Source organism: Paenibacillus sp. (genome assembly GCF_035645235.1).
GTDB lineage: Bacteria > Bacillota > Bacilli > Paenibacillales > YIM-B00363 > Paenibacillus_AE.
The window spans coordinates 1-17,306 of sequence record NZ_DASQMZ010000099.1 but is presented as its reverse complement, the minus strand read 5'-3'; the positions used below and the strand labels follow the sequence as shown (position 1 = coordinate 17,306).

The following is a 17,306-nucleotide window of genomic DNA, read 5'->3' as shown; positions in this document are numbered from 1 at the left end:
TCTCCCCGCGAATCGCTATGCCGTCGGCCAAAACGCCCCGCGCTCCCAGCCGAGCGCGAACGCTTCGTACCGCCGCTCCTCCGGGAATCGGTCGAGCTTTCCGAAATACCGTTCCACCGCGAGAATTTGGGATTCGTGCGCCCGCAGCGCCTCCGCCTTCAGCGCCCACATCGGCTTCGTATCGACGACGACCGCCTCCTGCCGCCCCTCCGCCCTAAGCGTCTCCGACATCGCGTAATACAGCCGTTGAACGGACGGAGCATGCCCTTCGGCAACCGCCCGGGTCACGACGGCGGATATCGCGACGTGATCCGGATGGAAATTCATTCCGTCGGGCGGGAACGTGTACACCTCGACAGGCTGCCGCCGACGAAGAAATTCGGCGACGCCCGCGAGGAACGCGTCCGGATCCGCCTCCTGCGTCCTCCCGTCGGGCAACCCCAAATATTCAACCGCCGCAAGCCCCATGACGCTCGCCGCGCGGCTCATCTCTTCCTCCCGCTTCGCCCCGAGCTCGCTCCTTGAATAGTGCATATACGCCCCGTTCTTGTGTCCGGCATCCCCGCGCGTGGAGAGCAGCAGCGCCGGCGGCTCCCCCTCGTCCGCCATCCGGCGAATGAGGCAGGCGGCCAGGAACGCTTCGTCGTCCGGATGCGCCAAGCAAAATACCGCTTTATTAGTCATCTGAAGCGTCTCCTTCGGCAATAAAAAATCGCCCCATAAAGATTATGGGACGATGGTAACGCAAGCGACCGGTCCGGTCAAGGCGAAATTGCTCGTTACGGGCACTCGCCCAGGTGCGCCAGCCCGGGCAGCTCTTCCGCGTCCAGGTCGCGAAACGAAAGCTTGGCTCCGATCGAACGGAAGCTGCCGATCACGTCCTCGTAGCCGCGTTCGATATGCTCGACGCCCGTAATCCGCGTCACGCCCTCCGCCGCGAGGCCCGCCATCAGCAGACAGGTGCCTGCGCGCACGTCCGTGGCATGCACCCACCCGCCTTGGAGCGGAAGCCCTCCCCGGATGAACGCACTCTCTTTCCGCAGCTCGATCTCGGCGCCGAGGCGGCGCAGCTGCGGCACGTGCGCGAACCGCTTCGGGAAGACGCGATCGGTGACGATGCTCTTGCCCTTGGCCTGCAGCAGCAGCGCGGTCATCGGCTGCTGTAAATCCGTGGCGAAGCCCGGGTACATGCCGGCTCGAATTCGGGTCGCCCGAAGCGAGCCTGTACCGTACGCCGTTATATGGCTTTCGCCGCATTCGACGTGCAGTCCGACCTCCTCCAGCTTGGCGAGGCACGCGCCCAGATGCTCGGGAATGACGTTCTTGACGGTGATTTGCCCCCCCTGAAGCCCTGCGCACATAAGGAACGCTCCTGCGATCAGACGGTCCGGGATCGCCGCGTGGGTTCCCCCGTGCAAATAGGGCACGCCCTCGATCCGGATGCGTTCCGTGCCCGCTCCGTAAATGCGCGCGCCGAGCCGATTCAGAAAGCTGGCCGTGTCGACCACTTCCGGATCCGTCGCGGCATTGTACAGCATCGTCCGCCCTCGAGCCCGCGCGGCCGCCAGCAGCGCATTGATCGTGGCGCCCGAGGTGATCGTGTCGAAGAAAATATCCGCGCCTCTCAGCTCCGCGGCCTCCACGACGTAATGATCTTCGAAGAGTCGAACCTGCGCCCCAAGCGCTTGGAACACCTTGAAATGCTGATCGATGGGCCTCGAGACGAAGTTGTCGCCTCCCGGGAACCCGATCGTGACGCTGCCGAACTTGGACAACAGCGCGCCGGCGAAATAGTAGGACGCCCGATAGCCCGATGCCTTGCCCGGGTCGATGACGGCGCTGTGCAGCCGTCTCGGATCGATGACGATTCGCCCGGCCTCCTGCTTCAGCACGAGACCGATATCCTGCCCGATTCCCTCGATCATCCTGACGTCGTCGATGGACGGGATCCCCTCCAGCGTGACGACGTCGTCCGCCAGACATGAGGCGGCAAGCAGCGCGAGCGAGCTGTTTTTCGACCCGGGGATCTGTACCTCCCCATGCAGAGGGCCCGAGTACTCCGCTTGGATATACTTCATGGAGCGTTACCCACTTTCGTTATGAGGATTTCAGTTCGGTTTCGAGCACGTAGCCGCTGCCTCGGATGGCGCTTCCGGCGGGCTATGCAGAACGGTTCCATCTCCAGCGTTTGATCTGCAAAAAGATATGTAAAATGAAGGACGGACATTCCTTTCGCGAGCCGAATGATATCGGAATTTTGCAGCGGATACGGGCGATGAGGCTGAAGCCTTCCGCCGTTGATTTCCGTGGCATGGCGGCTTCCTCAATCGTACAGCACCGCCTTGTCCTTTTCTTTGCGTTCGGAAAAGGTTTCCTCGCTCCATCGTAACGCAACGCGACGCCGAAGGGAAGTCTTCTCCGCTGACGGAACGCTCACATTTCACTCATAGCGAAACGGACCCGGCGAACGACCTCGAACGGTTTTTCACAGGAACCAGTCATGTCCATGTTCCCTTACCGCCATACCTCGCCGGCAAGTTCCCAATGTCCCCCGAATGTCGGTCAGACGGAATAGGTGCATCGAAACCGTTCCACGCCCGGAAACCGCTCGCCGAGGCTTTCGATTTCAAAGCCGATCGCACGATAGAACTCCACCGCCTCCTCGTCCGTTTCGGCGATCACGCTCGTGGGATGGGTGAGCGCAATCGCTTCAAGGATCAGGCCGCGGCCGTAGCCGGCGCCTCGACAGTCCGGCCGGACCGCTATATGCTTAATTTCCATGACGTTCGACGGGTGCATCGCGAAGCCGATAACGCCGACGATTTCGCCTTCGGACTCGATGCCGTACAGCGATAAAGCGTCGTCTTCGCGATAGGCGGCGATCGCCCGTTGGACCCGGTCCGGATCGGGAAAGACGCTGTATCCGATCAGCTCGGCGATCTCCGGATGTGCCGCTTGCGTTTTCAAATCGATAAACATTGGTTCCGCTCCATTCTTGTTCTGAAGGTGTCCGTTATCCCTCCAGCTTCCGGAAGTCGTCCGTCAGTATGCCGGCGAAGCCCCAGTTCTCGTCTTCGATTTCCTCGATGACAATATGCGTATGCTCCGGCTTCTTCCCTAACACGTTGACCAGCGTATCCGTAAATTCCCGCACGATGCGGGCCTTCTGCTCGCGCGTGGCGCCTTTCGTAATTTGCAAATTGATGTACGGCATGGTAAAGCCCCCTTATGGAATAATGTCGCTCTCCCCATAGTACCAAGGAATCGCGAAAAATTGTAGCATGATTTGGAAAAGGGTTCCTTCTTCGCCCAAAAAAAAGGCCGCATCGGCGACCTGACCTTGCGCGTTCGTTAGGCGCGCCGTCTCTCCCTTGTCGAACCAGTCGCCGCGGGTCGGACAAAGCACGTCGGGTACCGCAACGCTTCAAAGCTCTTGGGGCTCTTCCTTCGTCGCCTCTCCCCCGTAGCCCAAGCCGCCCAGGGGCCGCAGCCGGTGCGGCTCGATGCCCGCGATCAACGGTCTCGCTTTCGAGATCAGTCCCAGCGTCTTCTCGTTCCGCAAGGACGCCGCGTGAGACGCTTCATCCGCCCAAAGCTCCATGACCCAGACGGCGTCCGGGTCCTCCGCGGCGACATTGACCAAATACAGCTCGCAGCCCGGCGCAGACTTGCACGCTTCCGCCGCCTCCAGCAAGATGCTCGCCAAGGCGCCGCCCTGTCCCGGCTGCGCCTGAATTTTCCCGCACATGGCGAATTTACCGCTCATTCGTATCGCTCCCTTGTTCTTTCATCATCGTTCGGTAATGCTCGGTTAATTCGGAGCAGACGTCCGCCAGCCTCTCGACCAGCGCGGCCGGCTCCCGGATCGTCAGCGTCTTGCCGTACGGCAGGAGAAAATAAGGCACGTACGTTTGTAAAGCGGAGGTCCCGATCCGATATTCGGCTTGTCCGGGCTCCCGCGAGACGAGGGCGTGACCGAACAGCCAATGTTGGCTGAGCATATCCAGCACCATGTCGTTCCCTTGCAGCACGACGCTCGTCAGCGCGTCGGCGTCGAGCGCTCCCGGCAACAATTCGCCCATCAGATGCGCCTTGGCCGAGAATTCGGGTGGACGCGCGAAACGGCGTTCCGACGATTCCAACCGCACGATCCGGTCGACCCGAAAGCTGCGCAGCTGCCCGCGAAGGCCGCAATATCCGACGGTGTACCAGGCTCCCTTCCAATGCACGATGCCGTACGGGTCGTATTCACGTTCGGTCGGTCCCTCCCCTCGCCCTTTGTCATACGCCATACGTACCGACCGGCCCTCCGCCCCCGCCTCCTCCAGCACGCGCAGCAGCTCCCGCTGCCGTTCGTCGACAGGGGGATGAATGACCGTCAGTCCGTCCCGATGGCGCTCCATTCGCTCCAGCTGCATGGCGTTCGCGTACCGCTTCAGCTTATCGACGGCTCGGGCGAGCGCCTCTCCGAACGGGTACCCCGCTTCTTCCGCGAACGCGGACGCGTGCAGGAGCGCCTTCTGTTCTTCCCCGTCGAACAGGAGCGGCGAATCCGCGAAACGCTCCAGCACGCGATACCCGCCCCCCGGGCCGGAATCGGCGACGATGGGCACGCCGGTGGCGCATAGCGCGTCGATGCAGCGATAGACGGTGCGGATATGGATTTCCAGCTCGTCCGCGAGCTGCTGCGCCGTCATCCGGCGGCCCGATCGAAGCAGCCACAAGATGGATAACATATTCGTCGATTTGGACATTCGCTTCGCCCCTCGTCTCGCTGCCTCTGCATTATAAACGAGCATCCCTGACAAATACGGTCAGTCATTACAAATCGGCCAATCAAGCGCATCCAGCGCCAACGGGGAAGCGTTCGCCTTGGTTAGGCTGCCTCGCTCGACCCATACCGCTCCCGCCGTATCGTCGGCGGCGACCTCCGTTCCGCTCGCCGGACCTTCTATCCGCTCGACTTCATAAAACAACGCGATATGATGGCAATGCGTATGGGCATGTCCTTCCCGCACCCACGGGACGACGTACTCCCTCGCGCCGAGATGGCGAACGACGCGAATCTTGCACGCCGTCTCCTCGTAAAATTCCCGATGCAGCGCGTCGAGCAGCGTTTCGTTGCGCTCGAGGCTGCCTCCGGGCAAATCGTATTTCCCGGCGTAGGGGCCCCTGCTTTTCCGCACGAGCAAGATGTCGCCCCCCGCAATGCAAATCCCGTAAACTCCTAGATGGCGATGCCACGTTTCCAACGAAAGACCCCCTCGCTTTATATGGAGCTTCCCTTGCGGAGGAAGCCGCCCGCAAGAGCTTCCTGCAACGCATGGCCGTCTTCGATCCGCTCCACGTCAGGCGGGATTTCTCGGCGTTCATAGCGCGCCATCCGATTGTTCTCAAAGTAGCAGCGGTGCTCATAGCATCTCGGATCGTCCAAGATCGCTTCGATGCTTTGCGGGATCGTCTGAGCGACGCCCCGGTTTTCCGGATGCAGCGTCCAGGGAACCGTTTTCCAATCGAGAATCCCCTCGTCGGTTTTCTTCGGCGTCTCGTACCGCGCATCGGGGGACAGTTCGGCCTTAAATACATACATGCCGCCGACGAATTTGCCTTCGACGGTCCACGTGACGACGCCCTTGAACTCGACGCCGATTCCCGCGAACGAAAGCCCCGTCTCTTCGCGCATCTCCCGCAGCATCGAATTTCGCGGCGTTTCGCCGGGCTCCAGCTTCCCGCCGACGCCGTTCCAGCAGCCCATCCAGCTGGGCTTCTCTCGATTGAGGAGCAGGACCCGATCCGTTTGGCGGATGAAGCCGATCGTGTACTTTAACACAGGTTTAGCTCCCTTCTGCCGCTCGTTGCAGCTCCGCTCGCGCGGCGATCAGCCACGGATGCACCAGGCGCAGTTGGTCCCGTTGCGACCAGACATGGTCTAGGTAAACTAGCACCGCGCCGTCCAGATCGTTCCGCGCGAGCCGCTCGCGCATGGCCGCCTGATACGGGTGCTTTCCCGGAAGCTCCCACGACACCTTGTCCGCGACGAACAATATTTTATCAAGCTCGCCGGCGCCCGCCTTCAGTGTCGTATGGCATTCGATCGCCTGCAGGACCGCGTCGTCGCGCACGCCGAACAGGTCTCTCGCCATCGCCATGGACAGCTTTTGGTGTACGATGCGGGGGTATGCACGTTCTTCTTCCAAGACGCAGAGGGATAGCCGTTCGGCCAGCTCCAGCATGGCCGCCTTCGGCACGACGTTGCTGACGTCGTGAAGCAGCGCGGCCCGCTCCGCCAGAGCCGGATCCGATCCGATGCGTACGGCGATCTCCCTTGCGTGTTCGGCCACCTTCCGCGTATGCGCAAGCGTCTCCGGGTCGTTGTTATGGAAAAAGAACGCCGCCACGTTGTCCGCCGACGCATTGCCGATTTCGATGCCCGCCGCATACGGCTCTAAACTCGGGTGCATGCCTGTCCCGCCTTCCGTAACGTTGGTTTTCAAAATTATACCATGCGGGGCGCGAACGGTCAGTTTCTTTTCCGGGGTGGGCGTGTAGACTCGGCACTTGTGCGGGACTAGACCCCCTCGAACGAGCGAAGCATATAGGCGCGAAGGCGTAACAGGCGCGCGTCCACGGCCATTCGTGCGGCGGAAGCTCACTTGTGCGACAGCGGCTCACTAATGCGACAGCGGCTCACTAGTGAACGACGGGAACGATGGACCGTCAAGGAGATGTGCGAAGTACTTGCCGTCAGCGAATCGGGCTATTGGAGAACATGGTTGCACAAGGAGAAGTTTACGGTATTGAGATGACGACCAGGAAGGCGATTCCCACAACTGTGGTGCCCGGCAGGACAAGGGACGGGGACGCTTCCTTAAAGAGGTGCTGTTAATTACAGAAGGATGTATTATAATTTGGAAAGTTGCTAGAAATGGTCAAGGGGGATTATATTATGAAGATAACGGACGTTCCATTTTGCACAATTGACTGGAGTGAGATAAGCGCTACTCAACATCCTGGAATTGAAGGTAATGCGTATTGGCGAACGTTTGAGATGGGGAACATAAGAGTTCGGATGGTAGAATATACTCCTGGTTATATTGCAGACCATTGGTGTAACAGAGGCCACGTTTTGTTAGTACTTGAGGGAGAACTGTATACCGAACTTTCAGATGGCAGAAAATTTAAACTCGCGCCAGGAAACAGCTATCAGGTGGCTGACGAAGCAAATCCGCATAGATCATATACGAAAACTGGAGCGAAATTATTTATAGTAGACTAAGAGGCGGCGGCGGACGGCCACCAGAAGCAAAGTGGGAAGGCTGCTTTGAAAGTGGGAACGCGCTTCCCTGAAAGAGGGTAAGGCGTTCCAGCTTAAATTCTTGATCCCCGGCACCGCGACTCGGACACGCCCTTCCCGCTTCGCCGCCGCTGTCCGCCCGCACAAACAAACGCCCGAGCGTATTCGCCCGGGCGTTATGTCTATTTCTTCACCAACGTAAAGTCGTCAAAGTGGAATCCCGGCGCGACGATGCACGTCGCGAGCGCCGGCTCGTCGCCGAGCGGACGCGCCTTCTGCCAGACGCCCCCGGGCACGAGCCCTTGAGGCTGCTGCCCCGCCGCCCAATCGACGCCGAGAATCAAGTCGGTCTCTTCCCCCGGCGCATCGCCGCTGCCGCCAAGCGTCAGCACGATCGGGCTGCCGGTATGCCATAGCCACAGCTCGTCCGACGTCACCTTATGCCAAGCCGACTCTTCCCCCGGGTGGAGCAAGAAGTACACCGACGTCGCGGCCGAGCGCGAGCCGGAGTACGCCTCGCCGAGCGCCGACTGCGGGATGTCCTGCGCCGTCCGCCACATCTCCCGAAACCAACCGCCCTCGACGTGCGGCTGCAATTGCAATAAATCGACCAGAGGCGAACGCTGTCTAACCTTCTCCATGATGATTACCCTTCTCCCCTCCGAAAATGTTTCCCCGCCGCCAGCGGCGCCCGTCCGCTCTTGCGGAAGACGATCAACGCCAGCAGCGTTAAGACGTAAGGCAGCATCTGAATGAACTGCACCGGAATGTGAAACAGCTGCAACCGAATTTGCAGCCCTTGCGCGACGCCGAACAAGAGGCTGCCCGCATACGCGCCGAGCGGATTCCAGCCGCCGAAGATCGTCGCCGCGAGCGCGATGTAACCGCGCCCGGCGACCATGTCCCGGCCGAACAAGTTAATCTCGCCGATCGACAGGTACGCGCCGCCGATGCCAGCCAGCACGCCGCATAACACGACGCAAATATACTGCATCCGATACACGTTCACGCCGAGCGTATCGGCGACCTGCGGATTGTCGCCGATGACGCGCAGCCGCAGTCCGAAGACCGTCTTATACAAGACCACCCACGAGACGATGACGGTCGCGACCAAGACGTAAAACAAGATCGAGACGCTGCCGAACAGGTCGCCGACAATCGGAATCGACTGCAGCCACGGGATCGTTACGTTGCCGAGGCCGGCGACGCTGTCCGACTTGCCGCGGTTGCCCCAGATCAGCTGGAGGAACACCGTCGTCAGCCCGAGCGCCAGCAGATTGATGCCGAGACCGCTGATAATATGATCCGTCTTGAAGCGAATCGTTAATACGGCGTGAATGAGGCCGAACAAGCCGCCCGCGGCCACCGCGAACAACAAGCCCATGTACGCGCTGCCCGTCAGATCGGATCCGAGCACGCCGGCGAACGCGCCGACGAGCATCATGCCCTCGAGGCCGATGTTGACGATGCCGGCCCGCTCGCAAAACACGGCGCCGATCGCGGCGAACGCGATCGGGATCGAAATGCGGAGGCAGCTGGACAGCACCGAGATGAGAAAATCGAACGTGTCGCCGTTCATCGCGCGTCCCCCCGTTTCTTCAAGCGCAAATGCCGGAACAGCCATGGGATCGCCACGAACAAGATAACCAGCGCCTGAATAATGATGACGAAGTCGCCGGGCACGTCGGTCGTCCGGTCGAGCAGCATCGAGCCGGAGCGCAGCGCGCCGAACAAAATCGCCGACAAGATGACGCCGAGCGGGTGATTGCGCGCCAGCACCGCGACGGCGATGCCGTCGAAGCCGTAGCCCGGCGATAAGCCCTTCACGAAATAATGATGCACGCCCAGCACCTCCACGGCGCCGGCGAGCCCCGCGAAGGCGCCGCTGACGAGCATGGCGAGCACGATGCGCCGGCCGACCGAGACGCCGCCGGTGCGCGCCGCGCCCGCATTGAGGCCCACCGCGCGAATCTCGTAGCCGGCGACCGTTCGTTGCAGAAACCAATACGCGACGGCTGCGCCGGCCAGCGCGAACAAGAAACCGATCGTCCATTGGCTGTGCGGAAGCAATTGCAGCAGCGTCGCGCTTTGCGCGATCTCCTCCGTGCGCGGCACCATGCCTTCCGCCTTGAAGGTGTAGTTCACAAGGTAATCCGTCAGCGAAATCGCGATGTAATTCAGCATAATCGTCACGATAACCTCATGCGCGTTCCAGCGCACCTTCATCCAGCCCGCGATCGACGACCAAAGCGCGCCGGCGACGCCGGCGAGGATCATCGCGATCGCGATATGAAGAAATCCGGGCAAGCCGTGGAAGTAGACGCCCGCGAGCGCGGCCGTCAATGCGCCGAGGTGCAGCTGCCCTTCCGCGCCGATGTTAAACAGGCCGCCCCGGAACGCGATCGCGACCGCAAGCCCGGTGAACAACAGCGGCGTCGACTTCGCGAGCGTATTGGCGATCGCGTCGAGGCTGCCGAACGAGCCTCTCGCGAGCGCCCCGTACGCCTCGAACGGATTGTATCCCGCGACGGCGAGCACAAGCCCGCCGACGACGAACGAGAGAAGCAGGACGCCGACAGTCGGCCCGAGCTCCTGAAGCCGAAGCATCCGATAAAGTCGCGCGTTCATTCCCTTCCCCCTCCGTTCTTGCCATCGGCGGAACCGCCTGTCATATAAGCGCCTAGCTCGTTTTCGGTGAACGATTCCTTCGGTCCGAAAGCGACGATGCGCCCCTCGTACAATACGGCGATCCGGTCGCTCAGCTTCCGAATTTCTTCGAGCTCCGCCGAGACGAGTAAAATCGCCTTGCCGCGGTCGCGCATCTCGACGAGCCGCTCGTGAATGTACTCGATCGCGCCGATGTCGACGCCACGAGTCGGCTGCGCGGCGACGATGACGTCGGGGTTCTGCGACAGCACGCGGCCGATGACGATTTTCTGCTGGTTGCCACCGGACAGCGCGCGGGCCGGCGTCTCGATATGCTCCGACTTGATGCTGTAATCGGCGCGAATGCGTGCCGCATGCGACGCGATTTCCTCCGAACGGAGCACGCCGCCGCGTTGGAACGCCGGCCGGCGCTGCAGACCGAGAATGGAGTTTTCCTTTAAGCTGAAAGCTCCGACAAGCCCGAGCGCGTTCCGGTCTTCCGGAATGTGCCCGATGCCCATGGCGATGCGATCGAGCGGCGTCGCCGCCGTGACGTCCTGATCGCGGAACCGGACCTCGCCGGCGTCGATCGGGTGCAGTCCCGTGACGGCTTCGATCAGCTCCGTCTGGCCGTTCCCTTCGACGCCCGCGATGCCGACGATTTCCCCGCCGTACAGGCTTAGGTCGATGTTGTTCAGCACCGGCACGCGGCGCTTCGACATCGAGACGTTCTTCAGCTCCAGCAGTTTCGGTCGATCCGCCACGGCGGAAGGCGGCGCCGGCTCGAACGACACCTGCCTTCCGACCATCATCTCCGCCAGGCCCTCGGAGCTCGTCTCCGCAATGTCGACGGTGGCGACGACCGTACCGCCGCGCAGCACGGTCGCGCGGTTCGCCAGCTCCATCGTCTCCTTCAGCTTATGCGTAATAATGACGATCGTCTTGCCGCTCGCTTGCAGCTCCCGAAGCACGCGAAACAGGTCGCCGACCTCGAGCGGCGTCAGCACCGCCGTCGGCTCGTCCAGGATCAATACGTCCGCTTCGCGGTACAACGCCTTCAAAATTTCGACGCGCTGCTTCGCGCCGACGGGCAGCTCCCCGACCTTCTGGCGCGGGTCGAGCTTCATGCCGAACCGCCCGGCGAGCGCCGCCACCTCGGCTTCGGCCTTCTTCGCGTCGAACATCGCGCCCTTTCTCGGCTCATAGCCGAGCACGATGTTTTCCGCTACGGAGAGCGCGTCGACGAGCATGAAATGCTGGTGCACCATCGCAATGCCGAGTTTTATCGCATCCGAGGGCCCTTCGAGCGAGCGGCGTTCGCCGCGAATCCGAATTTCGCCTTCCTCCGGCCGCAGCATGCCGTATAAAATTTTCATCAGCGTCGTCTTGCCGGCGCCATTCTCGCCTAGGAGACTATGAATTTCGCCGGAGAGGATCTGCAGCGTGACGCGATCGTTCGCCGTCGTCGATCCGAACCGCTTCGTGATGCCGAGCATCTCCACCGCGTACATGCACCTGTACCTCCTTGATGCAAAAAAATAAGGGTACGGCGACCATACCCTTATCCTCTTGCCTGAATCGCTTGTTTATTTATTCGACGCAAGGAACGCATCGACCGATGCCAAGTCCGCCGGGACGGCCAACTCGCCGCTGACGATTTTCGCTTTCAGGTCTTCGACGTAATCGATAATTTCCTTCGCGGTTTCGATGTTCGAGCCTTCGACGCTGTAGCCGACCGCTTCGTCCGCGACGCCGAGGCTTTGTACGCCGGCCGTCCAAGTGCCGTCGACGATCGCTTTGACGTTGTCGAAGATGATGTTGTCGATCCGCTTCACGGTCGTTGTTACCAAGATGTCAGGCATCTGGGAAGGCACCATGTCGGCGCCGATCGCAAGCTTGCCCTTCTCTTCCGCCGCCGTGAAGACGCCAAGGCCCGAGCCGCCCGCAGCCGCGTACACGATGTCCGCGCCGCCGTCGTACATCGATACGGCCATCTCCTTGCCGAGGTTCGGATCGTTCCATGCGCCTACGTAGTTGACAAGCACTTCCGTGGACGGCTCCGCGTACTTCGCGCCAGCCGTGTAGCCGGCTACGAACGCGTTAATGAGCGGAATGTCCATACCGCCGACGATGCCGATTTTCTTCGACTCGGACTTCTTCGCCGCGAGCGCGCCGGCGAGGAATGCGCCTTCGTTATCCTTCGTCACCGCGGAAGCGACATTCGGCGCTTCGACGACGGAGTCGATCAGCACGAATTTCTGATCCGGGAATTCCCCCGACACCTTGCCGATCGCGTCGACTTGGTCGAAGCCGATGCCGACGATCAGATCGTACTCGTTCGTCTTCGCGAATTCGCGATGATGCGTCTCGAACTCGGACACTTCTTGCGGCTCGACGTAATCGTACGTTATGCCGAGCTCGGATTTCGCGCGTTCGATGCCGGCATAGCCGTTATCGTTGAACGACTTGTCGCCGAGGCCGCCGGTCGCGAAGACGACTGCGATGTTGGCTTTCGCCTCTCCGCCGGACTCGTCCGTTTTCGCGCCGCCGCATGCCGCCAGCACCGACGTTACCAATACCAAGCTTGCCCCCAGCGTCATCCACTTCTTCATCATGCTTTCTTCCCCCTATAATTTGCTTGTTATCAATTACGCGCGGATGCGCTGATTGATCTTGCTTGGTACGTCCGTACGGTACGACATGCATTCGCAAGCCGCCTCCGGCTCGACGTCCGCGAGCGTACGCAGCATAATGCGTCCGATCGGCAGCGCGCAGGAATTGTACCAGTCAAAAATCGACTCTCCCTGCCAAGCGGCATTGACGCCTTCTCCGTAATTGCTGACGATATACAGACCTGCGTAGTGCGCGCCGATCGCCCGGGCAAGGTACACTTCCGGACACAGCGTATGAGCGGCGATATCGCCCCTCGCGTCGCGAAGCATCTGAATTTCCGACTCGCTCTCGAACCGCGGCGATTCCGTCGTCACGTATACGCCCCGCTGGAACACCCGGCGGTACTCTTGATCCGCATGCTTGTACAGGACCGATCGCAAATCCGTGCAGAGCGGCTTCGCCATCCGTAGAAGTTTATTCGTAAATTCGTGGATATGGCTTCTCCGCTTCGTCATATCGATGAAGTCGTGCGGGATGACGATATCCCCCGGCTCGAGCAGCGGATTGATGGATCCCCCGCTCCCTTCGGCAAGAATGAACTTCACGCCGGCTTGCTGGAATACCCAAAAAATTTGCTCCGACGGGTTGTTATGCGGCGCAAGCCCGTGGAAGCCGTGGAACGGCACCGTCAAAAACTCGCGGGGCTGCCCGTCCTTCCCCGTCAACGAACAATGCTTGAACGCCACCGTCGTGCCGAACGGCGTTTCGAACTCCAAGTCCCGTTGCAGCACCTCGACGCCTTCTAGCCCGATGTCCTCGGGAAAGTCGCACGCCCACGTTCCGGACCCGCCGATGATCGCGTATCGCACCTTAGGGATTTCTTTCGTAAGCACGCGCAGCAAGTCCCCCTATGAAAAAAGAATCTATAATTTTTTACTATATAAAATTTAATAGGGTTATGTAAATATCCACGACATGTTTTTTTATCGGACCAACGCCTTGGCTAACCGGACGAAGCTCCATAGCGTAGCCCATAGCACTAGAACGCTAAGCAGCAGAACCGGGATGTCCTCGCGTTCCACGCCGTATTCGAACAGCATGCGGCACAACCGGACGAACGTCTGAACGACGACGTTCGCGACAAGTGCCAATGCAAGCGACGTGCCCGCACGCTCCGCCGGTTGCCGGAACAGCATCCCGATACACGCGACGGTTCCTCCGATGACAATCCCATAGCCGACCCAGTCCTCCGGCGCATGATTGCCCGCGTTGCGAACGATCGCGAAGATCATAAAGCCGAGGAGAATGAGACATGCCGGAAGGAGGAACGTTTTCGAAAACAGTACGCCCTTCATCCGCCCCGTTGTTTTCATGCTTCGCCTCCGTGTTCTAAGGCTCATGCGTGAGCCGATACCATAGCCCGCCCGCATCGTGCCCGACTCCGTAAACGATAACGAATAACATAGACACAACTACAATTGCCGCAACATACATCCAGGCTCGGTTCGACCGCTTTCGCACCTGCCCGCTCCTTCCCGATCGCTTCGTTATTTTGAAAGGAAATGGACGATCCCCGTAAGCGAAATAAAGCCGAAAAGGATATAGACAAGCGTTCTCGCGACGCGTCCGTTCGATTGCTTCTTCCCCTCGAGAAATCGGGAAACTAACGCCGGATCCGCGACGCGCTTCGGCACCATAAGCGTTACCTTATCCTTAAAATGGAAAACGTATAAGGAGGGGGAAGACATCCGCCGCTCCGCATCTCTCCATGCCTCGTAAACGCGGGCGTCCTTCGTAATCAACTCGATTCCTTCCTCGCGAACGGAATATTGTCTACGGTCATACATCGATTTGTGGTTAACCGAGAACAAAATCGCTAGTACGGGAAAGAAGAAAAACGACAACGAAAATATCAACAAACCGATGCCGGCCTCGCCTGTAACGTATGCCAAGAAGCACATCGCGCCGACGAACATCATAACGGGTCCAACATAAAACAGTTTAAAATAATAAATATAGAAAAATTCGAAAACTTCGCGTTTCGTATATACGAACTGCCCTGCATTTTTCTCCATGGTTTCCCTCCCCGCTTTGCCGCTTAGTCCCGCTTCGTCAATTCAAAACTGTATGCTATACTTTCCCCGCTGCGCCGATCCGTAATTTTGAGCATGCCCTCGCTGCCGATCGGTTGCTCCAGGTATCGAACTCTTAAGGCGAAGAAGGTCCATTCTTGGAAAACCCCGTCGTCAAAAAAACCATCCTTATCGATTACGAAGCGGTTTCTGATAGCGTCCGTCGAGTCGAACAATTCCACCAAAACGTCCCCAATGGCCTCCTCATGAATTTCACCGTACAACGCAACGCCGCTCTCGACGCTGTATCCCTCAGATCGAATTGGCTCATATAGCTTGAAATGTTGCGTGGAACCGATCTGTCGGAACGGATTCTCGTCCGATTGGGTCGCCGGAACGCTTGTGGCGCTTCTTTCCCCTTGCAAGGAAATCGGAAAGAGGTCGCTGCATCCAGCTAAAAAAAGAAGCAGCACCCATATCATACGGCTCAACTCCCTCCTCCGGACTAAACGCCTTCCGACACAATAAACGCGGCAAGCACGAGCAGTCCAGCTGCAATGAGCAAAGCGATAAATCCGCCCGTTACAAATTTCCGGAGTTTCCTCAGCAAGATCCAGCCTAAAGTGATGCCGGTAACGAGAGCGCCGGCCAGCGCTGCATAACGTACCGCGCCGAACATCCGATTCACGCCCTCGTTGATGAAAGGGTACGGGAGGATGGACAGTCCGACGCAGACGATGAACAAGTAAAAGAGCCCTCTTTCTTTTTCCAATGGCCTCATCTCGTCTTCGGGATGATCTCGATTTTCCTTCAACCGCCGTCCTCCTTCGAATAGTGTCTTGCGTAACAGTGCTTCAGCCGCGAGTTGTTATCCGAAGCCGTCGATTACCGAAACGCCGTTCGCGATGCGCATTCGGCTATCCCGCAAGAAATCTCGCGTCCAATCGTCCGGCTCCCGCAAATCCCAGCTTCGGTGCATGCCGATCCGTACAATCATTTCGCGTAAGCGTAAAAACAACGGCAACATGTCCTTCCACCCTTCCGGGAGGCGTCGCCCCTCTTCGGTATAGCCCTTCGCGAAATGCTCGAGAAAGAGCTCGTACTGCGCTTTCCGCTCGGCCTTCGAATCCTCCCCGAACACATAAAGCAAATAATAAAGCTGTATTGCAATATCCTCGGCAAACCAGCTGTATTGGCACTCGTCGAAATCGAATAGCGTGATGGCGCCCCCGGCGTCGACGGTGAAATTTCCGACGTTGATATCCGCATGGATTAACCCGTAAAGCTCATCCGAGATCGGCAAGCGCGCGATCCTCCCCTTCACATCGTCAAGGGCTGCCAACAGGAAGGCGCAGTCGTCCGGGAGATACTCTCTTGCCCGCAGCAGGTAATGATTCCGCTCCCATCCGTGCCTTCTGGCAGTTGGCTTATACAGCCTCGCCAACTCATGCAATCGGCCGGTCAGTCGTCCGCACCGCTCGTACAACGAGGGATTGCCGAGACATTCCGGGTAGCCGATGCTCCGTCCGGGCGCACGCTTGAAAGAAATTGCATAGAACGAAAAGTCATCCCCCGAAATCCGTTCCACGCCGCCGTTCGACTGCGAAGCGGAGATCGGCTCGGAGACGGCCACGCCGTTCGACGCCAAGTAACGAATCCACTCCAATTCCGCCTCCAAATCCTCCGGAGTACGCAGCGATTCGGGGGTGAACCGGAGGATGAATTCGTCCCCTCCCTTCGCGTAGGAATAGATGAAATTTTGGAATCCCCCGATGAAGGAAAGCTCCTCCGGGCGCAGTCCGTAACGGGCGGCGCCTTCCGCGGCGATTTCCGTTCGGAACCGGCTTCGAATACGCGGGTCCACATTCCCCGCCCCCAATCCGATTGAACTATAGACACAGTACGCCCGCATTTCGAAACCGAATGATAGAAAAGGCATCCGCCGTCGAACGCAGGATCGCCTCGCGCATCGGATGCAAATCCGGCGTATAGCGGAGCTCGATGCCGCGGGCGAGCACATGGCCGACTAAATCCGTCATCGTCGCGATTTCTAAAGGCTCGACCGTCGCCTCGGTGACGTAATAGCCCGCGTTCGCATCCTCCACCGCGAATCCCTCTCCGCTGAAGGCGTATCGGTATAGCGTCGTGCTGTGCAGGCGGGACGCCCAAGCGTTTTCTATGAGAATGAGCGTATCGGCCGCCGTTCCGCAGAAGAAGCGGTCCCGATCGGAAGGATGCATCGCATCCGACTTCCGGAGGATGATTCGTGGGCAATCCCGCGGGAAGAAGTAGCTCGCCGCATGGGCATCGTCGACCGCCCAGACGACGGGCGGCAGATCGTCCCGACCGGGCGTCTTGCGTGGGTAAAACGTCCGTATGCCGGGGTCTTCGCTGAAGTGGTACAGCTCCATTTACGACGCGCCTCCTTCGATCTGTGCGAGGTGATGCCGGTTGTGCCAGAGAAAGCGGTGAATCGCCGCGTCGACGGTAATGACGCCCAGCGCTTGCGTATGCATCGCCCTTTCGCTACTTCGCTCGATGCCTCGCATACAGGCACGTTGGCAGGTTCCGGTTCCGCTTGTTGAGGAACTGTTTCTCCAACGTCATGCCGAGCTTCTCCGCCACGCGTCGGGAGGCGACATGATCCGTCGGCATGTTTGCGCAAATGCGCTCCAATCCCA

Annotated in this window: 22 protein-coding genes; 1 reads left to right on the top strand and 21 read right to left on the bottom strand. The window is 59.6% G+C overall.

The window, feature by feature from the left end; genetic code table 11:
* Nucleotides 1-15: 15 nt before the first annotated feature.
* From VEZ38_RS09105 to yqeK, 9 genes are all read right to left on the bottom strand, one after another.
* Nucleotides 16-684, bottom strand: coding sequence for a PIG-L deacetylase family protein (locus tag VEZ38_RS09105; RefSeq protein WP_324893035.1), 669 nt, complete (start codon nt 682-684; stop codon nt 16-18).
* A 95-nt stretch (nt 685-779) separates the two neighbouring features.
* Nucleotides 780-2,078, bottom strand: a complete 1,299-nt coding sequence (gene murA, locus VEZ38_RS09100) for a UDP-N-acetylglucosamine 1-carboxyvinyltransferase (RefSeq protein WP_324893034.1) — start codon at nt 2,076-2,078, stop codon at nt 780-782.
* A gap of 484 nt (nt 2,079-2,562) precedes the next feature.
* The gene (locus tag VEZ38_RS09095; protein ID WP_324893033.1) at nt 2,563-2,979 is read right to left on the bottom strand and encodes a GNAT family N-acetyltransferase; all 417 of its coding nucleotides are present in this window, start codon (nt 2,977-2,979) and stop codon (nt 2,563-2,565) included.
* Nucleotides 2,980-3,013: 34 nt separating this feature from the next.
* Entirely contained in the window at nt 3,014-3,214 is a 201-nt protein-coding gene (locus tag VEZ38_RS09090; protein WP_324893032.1) for a 4-oxalocrotonate tautomerase family protein, read from the bottom strand.
* 210 nt (nt 3,215-3,424) lie between these two features.
* The gene (locus VEZ38_RS09085) at nt 3,425-3,766 is read right to left on the bottom strand and encodes an antibiotic biosynthesis monooxygenase family protein (RefSeq protein ID WP_324893031.1); all 342 of its coding nucleotides are present in this window, start codon (nt 3,764-3,766) and stop codon (nt 3,425-3,427) included.
* A complete protein-coding gene (locus tag VEZ38_RS09080) occupies nt 3,756-4,754 on the bottom strand; it encodes a YafY family protein (RefSeq protein WP_324893030.1) in 999 nt (332 codons plus the stop codon). Before VEZ38_RS09080 ends, VEZ38_RS09085 begins: the two co-directional genes overlap by 11 nt.
* A 60-nt stretch (nt 4,755-4,814) precedes the next feature.
* On the bottom strand, nt 4,815-5,252 hold the full coding sequence (locus VEZ38_RS09075; RefSeq protein WP_324893029.1) for an NUDIX hydrolase: 438 nt from the start codon (nt 5,250-5,252) through the stop codon (nt 4,815-4,817).
* 17 nt (nt 5,253-5,269) lie between these two features.
* Nucleotides 5,270-5,830, bottom strand: a complete 561-nt coding sequence (locus VEZ38_RS09070) for an 8-oxo-dGTP diphosphatase (protein WP_324893028.1) — start codon at nt 5,828-5,830, stop codon at nt 5,270-5,272.
* 4 nt (nt 5,831-5,834) lie between these two features.
* On the bottom strand, nt 5,835-6,461 hold the full coding sequence (yqeK, locus tag VEZ38_RS09065; protein ID WP_324893027.1) for a bis(5'-nucleosyl)-tetraphosphatase (symmetrical) YqeK: 627 nt from the start codon (nt 6,459-6,461) through the stop codon (nt 5,835-5,837).
* Nucleotides 6,462-6,946: 485 nt separating this feature from the next.
* Here yqeK and VEZ38_RS09060 point away from each other — a divergent pair, with 485 nt between their 5' ends.
* The gene (locus tag VEZ38_RS09060) at nt 6,947-7,276 is read left to right on the top strand and encodes a DHCW motif cupin fold protein (RefSeq protein WP_324893026.1); all 330 of its coding nucleotides are present in this window, start codon (nt 6,947-6,949) and stop codon (nt 7,274-7,276) included.
* 200 nt (nt 7,277-7,476) lie between these two features.
* Here VEZ38_RS09060 and VEZ38_RS09055 read toward each other — a convergent pair whose 3' ends face one another.
* From VEZ38_RS09055 to VEZ38_RS09000, 12 genes are all read right to left on the bottom strand, one after another.
* Nucleotides 7,477-7,935 (bottom strand): cupin domain-containing protein, encoded by a 459-nt coding sequence (locus VEZ38_RS09055; protein ID WP_324893025.1) that lies wholly within the window; start codon nt 7,933-7,935, stop codon nt 7,477-7,479.
* A gap of 5 nt (nt 7,936-7,940) precedes the next feature.
* Nucleotides 7,941-8,873: an ABC transporter permease gene (locus VEZ38_RS09050; protein ID WP_324893024.1), complete on the bottom strand. Its 933-nt coding sequence runs from the start codon at nt 8,871-8,873 to the stop codon at nt 7,941-7,943.
* Nucleotides 8,870-9,922, bottom strand: coding sequence for an ABC transporter permease (locus tag VEZ38_RS09045; RefSeq protein WP_324893023.1), 1,053 nt, complete (start codon nt 9,920-9,922; stop codon nt 8,870-8,872). Before VEZ38_RS09045 ends, VEZ38_RS09050 begins: the two co-directional genes overlap by 4 nt.
* On the bottom strand, nt 9,919-11,451 hold the full coding sequence (locus VEZ38_RS09040) for an ABC transporter ATP-binding protein (RefSeq protein ID WP_324893022.1): 1,533 nt from the start codon (nt 11,449-11,451) through the stop codon (nt 9,919-9,921). Before VEZ38_RS09040 ends, VEZ38_RS09045 begins: the two co-directional genes overlap by 4 nt.
* A gap of 75 nt (nt 11,452-11,526) precedes the next feature.
* Complete coding sequence (locus tag VEZ38_RS09035; RefSeq protein WP_324893021.1) at nt 11,527-12,555, bottom strand: BMP family ABC transporter substrate-binding protein; 1,029 nt, start codon at nt 12,553-12,555, stop codon at nt 11,527-11,529.
* A gap of 33 nt (nt 12,556-12,588) precedes the next feature.
* Complete coding sequence (locus tag VEZ38_RS09030) at nt 12,589-13,446, bottom strand: MTAP family purine nucleoside phosphorylase (RefSeq protein WP_324893020.1); 858 nt, start codon at nt 13,444-13,446, stop codon at nt 12,589-12,591.
* Between the two features lie 90 nt (nt 13,447-13,536).
* Nucleotides 13,537-13,926 (bottom strand): hypothetical protein, encoded by a 390-nt coding sequence (locus VEZ38_RS09025; RefSeq protein WP_324893019.1) that lies wholly within the window; start codon nt 13,924-13,926, stop codon nt 13,537-13,539.
* A gap of 174 nt (nt 13,927-14,100) precedes the next feature.
* Complete coding sequence (locus VEZ38_RS09020) at nt 14,101-14,628, bottom strand: hypothetical protein (RefSeq protein ID WP_324893018.1); 528 nt, start codon at nt 14,626-14,628, stop codon at nt 14,101-14,103.
* Nucleotides 14,629-14,651: 23 nt separating this feature from the next.
* Complete coding sequence (locus tag VEZ38_RS09015; protein WP_324893017.1) at nt 14,652-15,107, bottom strand: hypothetical protein; 456 nt, start codon at nt 15,105-15,107, stop codon at nt 14,652-14,654.
* 23 nt (nt 15,108-15,130) lie between these two features.
* Nucleotides 15,131-15,439, bottom strand: coding sequence for a hypothetical protein (locus VEZ38_RS09010; protein WP_324893016.1), 309 nt, complete (start codon nt 15,437-15,439; stop codon nt 15,131-15,133).
* Nucleotides 15,440-15,493: 54 nt separating this feature from the next.
* Nucleotides 15,494-16,489, bottom strand: coding sequence for a phosphotransferase enzyme family protein (locus VEZ38_RS09005; RefSeq protein ID WP_324893015.1), 996 nt, complete (start codon nt 16,487-16,489; stop codon nt 15,494-15,496).
* Nucleotides 16,490-16,514: 25 nt separating this feature from the next.
* Nucleotides 16,515-17,036, bottom strand: a complete 522-nt coding sequence (locus tag VEZ38_RS09000) for a DUF6886 family protein (RefSeq protein ID WP_324893014.1) — start codon at nt 17,034-17,036, stop codon at nt 16,515-16,517.
* Between the last annotated feature and the right edge of the window lie 270 nt (nt 17,037-17,306).

Bases quoted from the DNA above. Each gene is read 5' to 3' on its own strand.
- VEZ38_RS09105 (WP_324893035.1), bottom strand. From the start codon at position 684: ATGACTAATAAAGCGGTATTTTGCTTGGCGCATCCGGACGACGAAGCG.
- murA (WP_324893034.1), bottom strand. From the start codon at position 2,078: ATGAAGTATATCCAAGCGGAGTACTCGGGCCCTCTGCATGGGGAGGTA.
- VEZ38_RS09095 (WP_324893033.1), bottom strand. From the start codon at position 2,979: ATGTTTATCGATTTGAAAACGCAAGCGGCACATCCGGAGATCGCCGAG.
- VEZ38_RS09090 (WP_324893032.1), bottom strand. From the start codon at position 3,214: ATGCCGTACATCAATTTGCAAATTACGAAAGGCGCCACGCGCGAGCAG.
- VEZ38_RS09085 (WP_324893031.1), bottom strand. From the start codon at position 3,766: ATGAGCGGTAAATTCGCCATGTGCGGGAAAATTCAGGCGCAGCCGGGA.
- VEZ38_RS09080 (WP_324893030.1), bottom strand. From the start codon at position 4,754: ATGTCCAAATCGACGAATATGTTATCCATCTTGTGGCTGCTTCGATCG.
- yqeK (WP_324893027.1), bottom strand. From the start codon at position 6,461: ATGCACCCGAGTTTAGAGCCGTATGCGGCGGGCATCGAAATCGGCAAT.
- VEZ38_RS09060 (WP_324893026.1), top strand. From the start codon at position 6,947: ATGAAGATAACGGACGTTCCATTTTGCACAATTGACTGGAGTGAGATA.
- VEZ38_RS09055 (WP_324893025.1), bottom strand. From the start codon at position 7,935: ATGGAGAAGGTTAGACAGCGTTCGCCTCTGGTCGATTTATTGCAATTG.
- VEZ38_RS09050 (WP_324893024.1), bottom strand. From the start codon at position 8,873: ATGAACGGCGACACGTTCGATTTTCTCATCTCGGTGCTGTCCAGCTGC.
- VEZ38_RS09045 (WP_324893023.1), bottom strand. From the start codon at position 9,922: ATGAACGCGCGACTTTATCGGATGCTTCGGCTTCAGGAGCTCGGGCCG.
- VEZ38_RS09040 (WP_324893022.1), bottom strand. From the start codon at position 11,451: ATGTACGCGGTGGAGATGCTCGGCATCACGAAGCGGTTCGGATCGACG.
- VEZ38_RS09035 (WP_324893021.1), bottom strand. From the start codon at position 12,555: ATGATGAAGAAGTGGATGACGCTGGGGGCAAGCTTGGTATTGGTAACG.
- VEZ38_RS09025 (WP_324893019.1), bottom strand. From the start codon at position 13,926: ATGAAAACAACGGGGCGGATGAAGGGCGTACTGTTTTCGAAAACGTTC.
- VEZ38_RS09020 (WP_324893018.1), bottom strand. From the start codon at position 14,628: ATGGAGAAAAATGCAGGGCAGTTCGTATATACGAAACGCGAAGTTTTC.
- VEZ38_RS09015 (WP_324893017.1), bottom strand. From the start codon at position 15,107: ATGATATGGGTGCTGCTTCTTTTTTTAGCTGGATGCAGCGACCTCTTT.
- VEZ38_RS09000 (WP_324893014.1), bottom strand. From the start codon at position 17,036: ATGGAGCTGTACCACTTCAGCGAAGACCCCGGCATACGGACGTTTTAC.